The sequence below is a fragment of the Methanoculleus sp. 10 genome (assembly GCF_913757945.1).
In the GTDB taxonomy this organism is placed as follows: Archaea; Halobacteriota; Methanomicrobia; order Methanomicrobiales; family Methanoculleaceae; genus Methanoculleus.
On the sequence record NZ_CAJYDP010000002.1, the window covers coordinates 49,229 to 61,332 of the forward strand.

A 12,104-nucleotide genomic window follows, 5' to 3' on the forward strand; every position below is an offset into this window, starting at 1 on the left:
ACAATGGCAAAGATTGAGAGATCCCAGAAGCTGTTCCTGAAGGCCCTCAAGGAGAAGTTCCAGGGACAGGACGTCGAGTCCGAGACCGCTGAGTTCTACAAGTTCAACGGTGTCCGCCAGTCCCCCCGTAAGATGGAGTTCATGAAGGCGAGCCGCGCCATCGAGATGGACCGCGGCATCTCCATGTATGACCCCGAGCGCTGCCACCTCGGCGGTATCCCGATGGGCCAGCGCCAGCTGATGACCTACGAGGTCTCCGGCACCGGCGTCTTCGTCGAGGGCGACGACCTCCACTTCGTCAACAACTCTGCGATGCAGCAGTTCTGGGACGACATCCGGAGGACGGTCATCGTCGGGATGGACCTTGCCCACCAGACCCTGCAGAAGCGTCTCGGGAAGGAAGTCACCCCCGAGACGATCAACGAGTACCTCCATATCTTAAACCACGCCATGCCCGGCGCGGCCGTCGTCCAGGAGCACATGGTCGAGACCCACCCCGGCCTCGTCGACGACTGTTACGTCAAGGTCTTCACCGGCGACCAGGAGCTCGCCGATGACATCGAGCCCCAGTTCCTGCTGAACATCGAGAAGCTCTTCCCCGCCAAGCAGGCCGAGGAGCTCAAGGCGGAAGTCGGCAAGAGCATGTACCAGGCGATCCACATCCCGACCGCGGTCTCGCGGACCTGCGACGGTGGAACGACCTCCCGGTGGTCTGCAATGCAGATCGGCATGTCCTTCATCGCCGCCTACCGCATGTGCGCCGGTGAAGCAGCCGTTGCCGACCTCTCCTTCGCCGCGAAACACGCGGGCGTCGTCCAGATGGCCTCCCACCTGCCCGCACGGCGTGCCCGTGGCCCGAACGAGCCCGGTGGTATCAAGTTCGGTCTCTTCGCCGATATCATCCAGGCGAACCGGAAGTACCCCCACGACCCCGCCCGTGCGGCCCTTGAGGTCGTCGGCGCCGGCACCATGCTCTACGACCAGATCTGGCTCGGCTCCTACATGTCCGGCGGTGTCGGGTTCACCCAGTACGCGACCGCGGCCTACACCGACAACATCCTCGACGAGTTCACCTACTACGGTATGGACTACATCAAGGACAAGTACAAGGTCGACTGGAGAAACCCGAGCCCGAAGGACAAGGTCAAGCCGACCCAGGACGTCGTCAACGACATGGCGACCGAGGTCTCGCTCAACGCCATGGAGCAGTACGAGCAGTTCCCGACCATGATGGAGGACCACTTCGGCGGGTCCCAGCGTGCCGGTGTCATCGCCGCCGCATCCGGTCTCACGGCCGCCATTGCGACCGGCAACTCGAATGCCGGCTTAAACGCCTGGTACCTCTCGATGCTCCTGCACAAGGACGGCTGGTCGCGTCTCGGCTTCTTCGGCTACGACCTCCAGGACCAGTGCGGGTCCGCGAACTCGCTCTCCATGGAGCCCGACCGCGGCCTGATGGGAGAACTCCGCGGCCCGAACTACCCGAACTACGCGATGAACGTCGGCCACCAGGGCGAGTACGCCGCAATCGTCGCGAGCGCCCACTACGGCCGCAGCGACGCGTTCTGCTACAGCCCGCTCGTGAAGGTCTGCTTCGCGGACCCGGCCCTGAAGTTCGACTTCGCCGAGCCCCGCCGCGAGTTCGCGAAGGGTGCAATCCGGGAGTTCATGCCCGCCGGCGAGCGTTCGCTCATCATCCCGGCCCGGTAACCCCCTCCTACCCTTTTTAGTTGCACGTCCTCACAATCCCGCGATCGCAAACATTCCTGCCGATCAACTGGAGTAGGTGGAGCGAGTGGTTCTCACTCGCCCACGTATTATGATTATTTAGATTCATAACACGAAATCTGCCTATTCTCAGTACTTTATTCGCATTTCAGGTCTCCCCGGACGCCGGGATGCCCGCCCAGGTCACCGGGAGGCGCGCGGGGGCCGGGGTGGGGCGGAAGGTGCTGGTCGGACAAACCTCTGTCAAATCCGCGTTGCAGGAGCACTCGACGAAAGTGCGCCCGAACCGGTGGGTGGGGTACGCGGCTTGAAGATCAAATCCCGAAAACGGATTTCAAGGGGATATCGCGTCTGGGGTGGGGCTGACGGGAGGGGCTTGTCCCCCTTCCCTGTCTCTAACTCACGCTCCCGTCATCCCCACCCCACCCGGCCTGCGGCCTCCTCCCCGCGGCGGGTGGGGGTGAGGGGGCAGTGCGTCGGCGATATCCCCACGGTCCAGTGTACGGGGTGTTTCCCATAGATCCTCTGTCGTAGAAATCCGTTTTCGGGATTTTAGATGTTTTTGAAGGCAACACAGAAAGCAACCCCGGAACCCGACCTCAGGACTTCGGACCTGCACCCGGCACCTTCGCAGCCCTCCCCCACCCCACCAAACCCCCTATATCGCCGGACTCCCAACACTACCCTGGGAGGGGAGGGGCTCACAGAATGACAACCGGCGGCCGGATCGTCCTGCACGTGGACATGGACAGTTTCTTCGCCTCCGTCGAGGTCCGCCGCGACCCGTCCCTCACCGGAAAGCCGGTGATCGTCGGCGCCGACCCGAAGGGTGGGGCGGGCCGGGGGGTTGTGAGCACCTGCTCGTATGAGGCGCGCCGCTACGGGGTGCACTCCGGCATGCCCATCTCCCGGGCGTACGACCTCTGCCCGCACGGCGTCTACCTCCCGGTCGACCGCCCGCTCTACGTACGGGCCTCAGAGGCGATCATGGCGATCCTATCGCGGCACGCCGGCCGCATCGAGCAGGTGAGCATCGACGAGGCCTACCTCGACGTCACCGGTGCCGGGAGTTTCCCGGCGGCGGAGGCGCTTGCCGCCGCGATCAAGCAGGAGATCCGGGAAGCGGCGGGGCTCACCTGTTCCATCGGTGTCGCCCCCGGCAAGGCCGTGGCGAAGATCGCCTCCGACTACAAAAAACCCGACGGGCTGACGGTCGTCTCCCCGGACGAGGTCGCGGGGTTCCTCGCCCCCCTGCCGGTCGAGAAGATTCCCGGCGTCGGGAAGAAGACTGGTGAGGACCTGCGGCAGATGGGCATTCGGACCATCGGGGATCTTGCATCCTGTGACATCCAGGACCTCATCGCCCGGTTCGGGCGAGCCGGTATCCAGGTGCACCGGCTCGCCCGGGGCATCGACGATGCAGGGGTGCAGGGGAGGGAAGGATGCAAATCCGTCTCCCGGGAGACGACGTTCGATGAAGATACCGCTGATCCGGGCACCCTCTCGGGCGTTGTTGCCGAGCTTGCGGATGCTGTCGCGGGGGCGCTCGCTGCCGACGGCCTCCGGTGCCGGACCGTCACCGTCAAGGTCAGGTACAGCGGGTTTGAGACGCACACCCGGTCCCGGACGCTGCCGCGGTTCACCGCGGACCCCGGAGCGATCCGGCGGGCCGCATCCGGCCTGCTCCTGCCGTTTCTCAACGGCCGGTCCGTCCGGCTCATCGGGGTCAGGCTCTCGACGCTTGAAGGAGGCCGCACCCGGCAGGCATCGATCGATGAGTTCCTCCCTTCCTGACGACGGGCCCGCGGTGCGAACCTTCTTTACCCGGGATGCTCACCATACCGCTGGCATGCCCGACATCTGGACCGTACTCCTCGTTGCCGCGATCCTCCTGCTCTTTGCGGTGCCGGTCGCCCAGCAGCAGGTGGTCCGGACCCGCCGCCTGCGGGCGATCCGGGACCTTGAGGCGGAGCGCCGAACCCGGGTCATCGCCCTCATCCACCGGCAGGAGCGGATCGGGTTCCTGGGCATCCCCCTCTTCCGCTACATCGACATCAACGACTCCGAGGAGGTCCTCCGGGCGATCCGGCTCACAGAGCCGGAGATGCCGATCGATTTTGTCGTCCACACCCCCGGCGGCCTGGTCCTCTCGTCCGAGCAGATCGCGATGGCGCTCCGGCGCCACAAGGGGAAGGTGACGATCTTCGTCCCCCATTACGCCATGTCGGGCGGGACGCTCCTCTGCCTCGCCGCCGACGAGGTGGCGATGGACGAGAACGCGGTGCTCGGCCCGGTCGATCCCCGGATCGGCGACTATCCGGCCGCCTCGATCCTGCGGGTTCCCCGGTTGAAACCGCCGGAGGAGATCGAGGATAAGACCTTCATCATGGTCGACATCGCGGCAAAGGCCCAGAACCAGATGCGGGAGTTCGTCGCCGTCCTGCTCCGGGACCGGATGGGCGCCGAACGGGCGGATCGCCTCGCACGCCTGCTCACGGAAGGGACGTGGACCCACGACTACCCGATCACCTTCGAGCAGGCGCGGGACCTCGGGCTCCCCGTCACTCCCGGTATCCCCGCCGGGGTCTACCGGCTGATGGACCTCTTCCCGCAGGCGATGCCGCGCCGCCCGTCGGTTGCCTACGTGCCGGTGCCCTACCGGGAGGAGGAGAAGGGGCGATGACGTTTCGCCGGGAACCCCGGGGTCCTGTGCAACGCCGGCGATACCTATTCACGGTCTCCGCGATGACATCACTCTGCTTGCGGCACGCGCTCGCAGGCATGCCTGTCCCGATCGTGACCCCCGGGTGAAGGTTCCCCAGCCCTTATCTTGTCCCGGGACCTACCTCTTCGTGACTGTGAGCACCTACCTCCAGCTGCGCCTGGACGCGTTTGACCGTTCGCAGAACCCCCTCTGCGCCGACCGTCCCGACCGAAACGGTTTTCGCCGGCTCTGCTACCAGTGCCCTTTTGCCGCGAGGAGCGCGGGGGAGATCCACTGCGAACGGTTCGCGACCCCTATCCGGACGCGGGACAAGTATGCGCTGCGGGAATGGAAGGAGATACGCAGCACAATCCTTGAACGCGACGGACACCTCTGCGCCGTTTGTGGTGGAGAGCAGGATCTCCATATTCACCATATCGACCGTGATCCCACGAACGACGACCCGGGAAACCTCATCACGCTCTGCGGCATCTGCCACGCCCGGGTGCACACCGAGTTCCGCCGCGAAGGAGGGGGAGATCGGGTGGCGCGGGTGATCCCGGCAGCACGCCGCCGTTCTGGCTGACCTCAGCCCTGCAGGACTCTTCTGAACGCCGCTCTGGTGGCCCTGCCGCCATCAGCGCCGGGGGAACGGTTATATTGTATGCCCGCTACCAGTTGCGTGACCATGGGGGGAATGTCAGGAATGAGTCTAACAGAACGACTCTTCGGCAGAGGCGATCCCGGAGACCGGGAGGGCCCGGAGGCTGACGCCGCAGTGAGCAGAAAGGCCGTCTCTCTCGCCCAGCGGGGGCAGTTCGGTGAGGCGATCGCGTGTTTTGACAGGGTGCTCGAGGAGGATCCGGCCAACGTGAAGATGTGGAACAATAAGGGCGTCTTTCTCGACCTCCTCGGAAAGGATCAGGAGGCGCTCGCCTGCTGGGAGAAGGCGCTCTCGATCGATCCGGGGTTCGCTCCGGCCTGGGTCTCCCGGGGCATGCTGCACCGGCGCCGCAACCGGCTCGATGAGGCTCTCGCCTGCTACGACCGTGCCGTGGAACTCAACCCGGACTCCGCGGTCGCCTGGTACAACCGGAGCGGCATCTATGTCGCGATGCGCCGGCTTGACGAGGCCGTCGCCTGCTACGAGCGGGTGCTCGCGCTCGATCCCCATTTCGTCGCGGCCTGGACCGATCTCGGCTACGCCCGCTTTCTCCAGCACCGGCACGAAGAGGCCATCACCTGTTACGACCGGGCCATCGCCGACGACCCCGGGAGCGTCCGGGTCTGGAGCCTGAAAGGCGGCGCCCTGTACGCACTCGGGGAGTACCGCAAAGCGCTCGAGTGCTTCGACCGGGTGCTCGTGATCGACCCGAAGTATGCCGCCGGGTGGAGCATGAAGTGCAGCGTCCTCTACCATCTCGGCATGTACCGCCACGCGCTCGCGTGTGCCGACAAGGCGCTTGCGATCAATCCTTCCTGCGAGCTGACCACCCAGGTCCGTAAGATGCTCCTCTCCCTCATCGAGAAGTGGTGAGGGTCCCGCCACCTCTTCCTCCGGGTGCCGGGCAGCCCGGATATCTCCGGAAGGTTGACGCCGGGCGCCGTCCAACTGGAAACCAGGAAGCCGGGCGAGAACTCTCCCCCAGGGGAGACTCCGACCGTCTATCACCCGGTGGCACCAACAGGAGGATCGCATCCATGCCTGTCGATCAGATTCCTATCGGTACGTTCTCGCGGATCACCCATCTCTCGCAGAAGGCGCTCCGCCTCTATGATGAGCGGGGGCTCCTCGCCCCGGCGGCAAGAGACATCTGCACGGGGTACCGCTACTACACCTTCGCCCAGGTCGAGCGGGGCATCCGTATCCGGCACCTGCTCTGGCTCGGGTTCAGCCTCTCCGAGGTTGAAGTCATCCTCGATGCGCGGGAACGCGGCGATGCCGGGACGATCCGCGATCTCTTTCGCGCACGTCTCGCTGCAACTGAGCAGGAGGCTGGAAGGCTGCACGCGATTGCGGAGGTCCTGCGGGCGCAGGACCCGTTGAATGGAGGATTCCGTATGTCGGTTACCGAACCTGTCATCAAAGAAGTCCCCGCCCTCCGGGTGCTCAGCCGCCGGGAACGGGGTGTTTACCAGGAGACGATTCCGAGACTGATCGGGGAACTTTGTGCCTGCATCTATCCCGCGGAGGGGCGGCAGCCCGCTGCCCGGGCGGCCGGGCCGATCATGTTCGTCTGCCATGATGAGGAGTACCGGGAGACGGACGCCGATATCGAGATGGCGATCCCGATCACCGGGTCCGTCAACCTCGAGGGGACCGCTGTCGAGGTCCGGACCCTTCCGGGCGGCCGGTTCGTCTCGGTACTCTACACGGGCCACTACCCCGGGGTCGGGAAAGCCTACGAGCGGCTCTTCGCCTACATGGGCGAGCACCGCCTTCTCGCCGCCGGCCCCTCGCGGGAGCTCTACCTGAACAACCCTCACGAGGTGCCGGAAGACGAACTCCTCACCGAGATCCAGTACCCGGTGCAGGAGATCCCGCCGTCGGCCTGATGGGGTTCACTCTTTTTTTGCGGCGACCGCAAAGACGTGGCAGCCCCACCCGGGAACATCCAGGTAGAGGCCGGGTGCAAGGAGGCTCTGCCCGTCACGGTCGTATGCTGCCGGCCCCATGAGGTCCCGGAGCCGGACTCCCTTCCCCGCGAGATCGGCCCACGGGAGCGGGACGTAACACTGGCCCCGATCCGGGGCGTAGTTGACGGCGACGAGGTAGCGCTCTCCTTCCCCCTCCCAGGCAAAAGCGATGTAGCCGTCGTGGGACGGGTTACCCTCCCAGGCGGGGCTGCAGTCGAGGAGCCGCCATTCCCCGTCCCGGAACGCCGGCAGGCGGAGGCACGCAAAGAGCCGCCGGTAGAACTCTTCGACGGCCGGATCCGTTCGTTCCTCCGGCTCCCGGCAGAGGTGGACGGGGACCCGCTTCTTGCGCCCGGCAAACTGTCCCTGGTGGAAGAACCGGAGGCCGGGAGAGAGGAAGGCAAGGATGGCGGCGGCCCGGTGGCGGTCGGGCGGGAAGGCGGCCGCGGCCCGGGGTTCGTCGTGGTTCTCGAGGAACCGGACGGATTTGCGCTGGTATTCCAGGTCCGCCCGGAGGTGGTCCCGCACCGACCGGGCGTCGCTGCTCTGCAGTCTGTCATAGAGCCGTTTGTCGTAGGTGTAGTCGAACCCCTGCTGCTGGAGCGTCCACTCAAGGTCCCAGTAAGCCTCCGCCATGAAGACGAATTCCGGGTGCTCTTTCCGGACCGCGTCGATCACCTTCGGCCAGAAGGGCTCCATATCCCTCCCCCAGGTCTGCCGGAAGACCTCCGGGAGGACGAGCATCGCCATGTCGCACCGGATGCCGTCGCACTTCCTCGCGATCCCCTGTACTTCGGCGATCATTGCCTCCTCGAGGGCCGCGTTGCCGTAGTCGAGCTGCAGGGTGTCGGGCCAGCCGGGGAAGTAGGGATCCCGGCCGTGGGCGAGGATGACCGATCCTCCGGGGAGGTCCATTCTGACGAAGTCCTGCGGCCGGCGGCCGAGGTCCTCCTCCGTACCGTGGATGTAGTAATCCGGGTGGTCGCGCACCCAGGGGTGGTCGGGAGCCGTGTGGTTCGGGACGAGGTCGAGCATCAGGAGTAGACCGTGCCGGTGCAGCCGTTCGCGGAACCGCTCGAGCGTCTCCGGTTCCCCGAGGTCCGGGTGGAGGCGGTAGGCGGCGACGGCAAAGGGGGAACCACAGATCTCCTCCTCCCGGAGATCGGGGAGCAGGCTCCGGTATTCGCGGAGCCACTCGCTCTTCGAGCGGGAGACCCGGCGCCCGGCCTCTCCCGTCTCCCATGCGCCCATGAGGTAGACCCAGGAGAACCCGCAGGCGGCAAGCCCTGCGAGCCGGGCGTCGGGGATGTCGTCGAGGGTGGCGCGGCGACCCGTCTCCCGGGCGATCTGCCGGAGCCGGACGCGGGCATTGACCTCATAGAGGGAGGGGTAGCGGGGGACGTTCATCGCGCCCGTCCTCTGGATCTCCGGGATGATAGAGGTATCCCTCACCAGACAGCGGAGTGGAGACCGTCGTTCCGCCGGAAACCGCAAAATGACCGCGAACCCTGGACGGCGTCGATGACCCGGGTGCTCGTCGCCTTCATGAAGGCCTCGAGGGGCGCATGCAACCGCCCGTCCAGGCAGCCGTAGAGGAAGTCCCGTAACGCTTTTTCCGCCCGCAGCTCCGGGATGAGGCGGCGGGCGAGGAGGGCGGTGTAGATCTCGCCGGGCGGCGCACCGGACGTGAGGTGGCGGTCGACGGCGTGGGCGGCGAGTTCCGCGGTCCGGTGGGCGTAGAAGATCCCTTCGCCGAGGATGGGGCTTGCAAACCCCCCGGCATCGCCGACGAGGAGCGTCCCTTCGTAGGCCGGTGAGGGGATGAAGTTGCCAAACGGCAGGAGGTATCCCGCCGGCCTCCTGTCCGCGAACGCCGAGAGGCCGAGGGTCTTGAGGAACTCCGTGAACCGATCGCGGCGGTCGTCTCTGTTCTTCTCGAGCAGCCCCCCCATCCCCACGACGAGCGTCTCCCTGTTCGGGAAGACCCACCCGTAGCCCCACCGGCAGGCGGCAAGGACGAGGTGAGGTGTCGCAAGGTCGGCGTCCAGGCGGATCGCGCCGTCGCCGTTTGCGAGCGCCCCCACCTCAACGCGCGGGATCGCAAGTTCCAGCGCCCACCCGAGGTTCTTTCGCCACCGCTGCCGGTCGACGACACTCCCCGGGAGAGAGCGCCGGACCCGGCTGTTGATCCCGTCGGCCCCGATGAGGACCCGGGCGGCATACCGGTCCCCCTCCGACGTCGTGACGGTGCGCCGGGCGTGATCGACAGCGATGACTTCCGCGCCCTCGTAGATATCCGCCCCGGCATCTGCCGCTTTCCGGGCAAGGATGGCGTCGTAGCGCTCCCGCCGGGTGAAGTAGAACGGCTCCGCAAGGTCCCCGGCAAGGATGCGGCTGTTTTTGATGTAGAGCGCGTACCCGGTCCCGACAGAATCGAGCAGCCCCTTCTCGCGGAGCGAGGGGACCGGGAGGTGAAAGACCCGCTCGAGGAACCGGACGGACTTCTGGCTGAGGCAACCTCCGCAGACCTTGTCCCGGGGATACGTCTGTTTCTCAAGGAGCGCCACCCGGTGCCCGAACCCCGCAAGCAGGTAGGCGGCGGTGCTCCCGGCAGGCCCGCCCCCGATAACGACGGCGTCATACACCGGTTGATTATCCATTCATCTCTCTCCTCGCGATGACAGGGTCCGGCGCATACCATATTCTTTTCCCCGGGAGGAGTATGGTATACGCCGGGATTGGATAGCGTCTCTGAAGGGAAGTATTTACGAGCTCCCTTTTTACCGCATCAGCCCCGGGGAGAGGCCGCTTCCCCGCTCCCGAGCGGCCTGTACCAGACGTTCATATCCTCAAGAGAGCCGCATATGTTGACGCTCTTTGCGAGCGTCCCGGCGCAGGTGTAACCGGCCCGGGCGAAGGTGATGCTCGCCGGGTACGAACGGGCCCGGGCGACGGCAAAGACCGTTTTCATCCCGAGTCGGCGCATCTCCGCTTCCATCCGCCGCAGGAGGCGGCCTGCAAACCCGCGGCCCCGGTACTCCGGCAGCGTCGCAAAACCGGTCATCTCCGCAAACAGGGCATCGGGATCCACGGCCGCCGAGGCAACCGCGGCGATCCGGTTGCCGTCACGGATGCAGAAACACCGGAGCCACCCCTGCATCTCCTGCGCAAGGTAGGCCGGATCGTGAATGGGGACCGGATACGTCTCGAAGACCTCCCGGTAGACCGCCGCGAGCTCTGGCGCATCCGCCGGTGCGGCGGGGGCACAGGTGAAACCCGGATCGAGTCTCCGATCTGCCGCGCCCTGCCGGGCCTTTGCCCGGGCAACCGCGAGGACGTCGTCGATCCCGTTCCCGTCGCCCGGGGTGGTGTCGAGGTAGTTTGCCATGTAGTAGCCGTCCACCTCACCGCGGAACAACCCCCGGAGGCGCGCTTTCGGGGTGTAGCCGCACGACACGAAGTGGTCGCGAGCCGGGGCAGGGACCCTTGCGAATATCCGCGAGTAGCCCCGATCTTTTGCGAGCGCGAGGATCCGACCGGTGATCCCGGGGAGATCCGCCGGGTTGAGGTGGAAGAGGTAGACCCGGTCGTTGTGCGGGCCGTGGTGGACCCGGCTTTGCCCGAGCATCGCGACTGTGTCGGCGCAGGCGCCTTTTTGCCTGCGTACCGACGCTTGTCCGGTCAGCAACCCGGCAGAAAGAGGTTTTTTCGCCGTAGGCCGCACCCGGGCGGTTCTGGCTTCGTTACAGGTTATATGGTTTTTCTGGTCTTGTAGAGAACCAAACATACTGTTCCCGGACTAACTATAGTGTTGACAATATATAGTTGGCCCGGATCGTATGCTCCCGGGCATAGTATAGAGCGGCATGCACCATGCCCCGATCACTTTCACCCCGCACCCGGCAGGCTCTTCTCCCCCCGGGCTGATGCTTCCGGTATGTCCGTTGCGGAGCAGAAACTCACCCGCCTCACCGCTGCCGGCAGGTTCGACCTCTGCTGTCCCGGGGAGTGTATCCGGATGCTCTCCAATGCTTCTCACATCACCTACAACCCCCGGGCCGGCGGGTGCGGGCGGATGCTCAAGGTCCTCCTCCACGGCGCCTGCTCCTACGACTGCGCCTACTGCGCCGTCCGCCTCCAGAAGGAGCGGCTCTCGTTCTCCCCCGGAGAGCTCGCCGATACCTTCCTCGGCCTCTGGCAGGAGGGGATCGTCGGCGGGCTCTTCCTGAGTTCCGGGATTCCCCGCGACGTCGACCTGGTGATGCACGAACTCGTGGAGACGGGGGAGATCCTCCGCCGGCGCGGTTACGACGGCTACCTCCACCTGAAAGTCCTCCCCGGTGCGGCCCGGGCGGATATCCATGACGCCGCCCGCGTGGCGGACCGGATCAGCATCAACCTTGAGGCGACGTCCCCCGACCGCCTCGGGGGCATCGCGGGAGTGAAGGATTACCGGCAGGATATCCTGAAGCGCCAGGCCTGGGTGGCGGAAGAGAAACCGGGGTATCACACCACCCAGTTCGTCCTCGGCGCGGCGGACGAGACCGATGCAGAGGTCCTCTCCTGCGTCGCCGACCAGTACCGGCGGATCCGGCCCTCCCGGATCTACTTCTCGGCGTTCCGCGCCCTCCCCGGAACTCCTCTCGCGGCGCACCCCGATACCCCGGGATGGCGGGCGCGGCGGTGGTACCAGGCCGACTACCTGCTCCGGGACTACGGCGTTACCCCCGGCGACCTCCGTGCGGCCCTCGATGAGGAGGGGTTCTTTGCCGACCGGGACCCAAAAGAGGTCCTTGCAGCACGCCGTTGTCCGGTGAACGTCAACACCGCCCCGCGCCGCGATCTCCTCCTGGTCCCCGGTATCGGGCCGAAGGGGGCCGACCGGATCCTCGCCCTGCGGAGAGTGCGGCCCCTTTCCGGCCCGGCCGACCTTGTCCGGGCCGGGATCCGCGGGAAGGCCGCCGGGCGCCATGTCACGTTCGGCGGGCGGGAGACGGTGCAGACGAGGCTTGTTTTATAACATCTGATAAAAGAG

General features: G+C 66.0%; 10 protein-coding genes. 7 read left to right on the forward strand and 3 right to left on the reverse strand.

What is annotated here, in order from left to right; all coding sequences use genetic code 11:
- Positions 1-3: 3 nt before the first annotated feature.
- From mcrA to QZ408_RS02110, 6 genes are all read left to right on the forward strand, one after another.
- Positions 4-1,710, forward strand: a complete 1,707-nt coding sequence (gene mcrA / locus QZ408_RS02085; RefSeq protein WP_292489341.1) for a coenzyme-B sulfoethylthiotransferase subunit alpha — start codon at positions 4-6, stop codon at positions 1,708-1,710.
- A gap of 726 nt (positions 1,711-2,436) precedes the next feature.
- Complete coding sequence (gene dinB / locus QZ408_RS02090; protein WP_292489343.1) at positions 2,437-3,522, forward strand: DNA polymerase IV; 1,086 nt, start codon at positions 2,437-2,439, stop codon at positions 3,520-3,522.
- Positions 3,523-3,577: 55 nt separating this feature from the next.
- Positions 3,578-4,411 (forward strand): ATP-dependent Clp protease proteolytic subunit, encoded by an 834-nt coding sequence (locus QZ408_RS02095; protein ID WP_292489345.1) that lies wholly within the window; start codon positions 3,578-3,580, stop codon positions 4,409-4,411.
- A 175-nt stretch (positions 4,412-4,586) separates the two neighbouring features.
- Complete coding sequence (locus tag QZ408_RS02100; protein ID WP_292489347.1) at positions 4,587-5,018, forward strand: HNH endonuclease; 432 nt, start codon at positions 4,587-4,589, stop codon at positions 5,016-5,018.
- Positions 5,019-5,138: 120 nt separating this feature from the next.
- Complete coding sequence (locus QZ408_RS02105; RefSeq protein ID WP_292489348.1) at positions 5,139-5,969, forward strand: tetratricopeptide repeat protein; 831 nt, start codon at positions 5,139-5,141, stop codon at positions 5,967-5,969.
- A 164-nt stretch (positions 5,970-6,133) separates the two neighbouring features.
- A complete protein-coding gene (locus QZ408_RS02110; protein ID WP_292489350.1) occupies positions 6,134-6,988 on the forward strand; it encodes a MerR family transcriptional regulator in 855 nt (284 codons plus the stop codon).
- Between the two features lie 6 nt (positions 6,989-6,994).
- On the opposite strand, the gene QZ408_RS02115 is transcribed toward QZ408_RS02110, so the two are convergent.
- From QZ408_RS02115 to ablB, 3 genes are all read right to left on the reverse strand, one after another.
- Entirely contained in the window at positions 6,995-8,521 is a 1,527-nt protein-coding gene (locus QZ408_RS02115; RefSeq protein WP_292489352.1) for an alpha-amylase family glycosyl hydrolase, read from the reverse strand.
- Positions 8,518-9,729 carry a geranylgeranyl reductase family protein gene (locus QZ408_RS02120; protein ID WP_292489354.1) on the reverse strand — a complete coding sequence of 404 codons (1,212 nt, stop codon included), beginning with the start codon at positions 9,727-9,729 and terminating at the stop codon, positions 8,518-8,520. The genes QZ408_RS02115 and QZ408_RS02120 overlap by 4 nt, the downstream gene beginning before the upstream one ends.
- A 128-nt stretch (positions 9,730-9,857) precedes the next feature.
- On the reverse strand, positions 9,858-10,757 hold the full coding sequence (ablB, locus tag QZ408_RS02125) for a putative beta-lysine N-acetyltransferase (RefSeq protein ID WP_292489356.1): 900 nt from the start codon (positions 10,755-10,757) through the stop codon (positions 9,858-9,860).
- A gap of 249 nt (positions 10,758-11,006) precedes the next feature.
- On the opposite strand from ablB, the gene QZ408_RS02130 reads away from it, so the two are divergent.
- Positions 11,007-12,089, forward strand: a complete 1,083-nt coding sequence (locus QZ408_RS02130; protein WP_292489357.1) for a radical SAM protein — start codon at positions 11,007-11,009, stop codon at positions 12,087-12,089.
- Positions 12,090-12,104 lie beyond the last annotated feature (15 nt).

Excerpts from the sequence above, each read along its gene's own strand:
- dinB (WP_292489343.1), top strand. The coding sequence starts at position 2,437 with ATGACAACCGGCGGCCGGATCGTCCTGCACGTGGACATGGACAGTTTC.
- mcrA (WP_292489341.1), top strand. The coding sequence starts at position 4 with ATGGCAAAGATTGAGAGATCCCAGAAGCTGTTCCTGAAGGCCCTCAAG.
- QZ408_RS02130 (WP_292489357.1), top strand. The coding sequence starts at position 11,007 with ATGTCCGTTGCGGAGCAGAAACTCACCCGCCTCACCGCTGCCGGCAGG.
- QZ408_RS02105 (WP_292489348.1), top strand. The coding sequence starts at position 5,139 with ATGAGTCTAACAGAACGACTCTTCGGCAGAGGCGATCCCGGAGACCGG.
- QZ408_RS02120 (WP_292489354.1), bottom strand. The coding sequence starts at position 9,729 with ATGGATAATCAACCGGTGTATGACGCCGTCGTTATCGGGGGCGGGCCT.
- QZ408_RS02095 (WP_292489345.1), top strand. The coding sequence starts at position 3,578 with ATGCCCGACATCTGGACCGTACTCCTCGTTGCCGCGATCCTCCTGCTC.
- QZ408_RS02110 (WP_292489350.1), top strand. The coding sequence starts at position 6,134 with ATGCCTGTCGATCAGATTCCTATCGGTACGTTCTCGCGGATCACCCAT.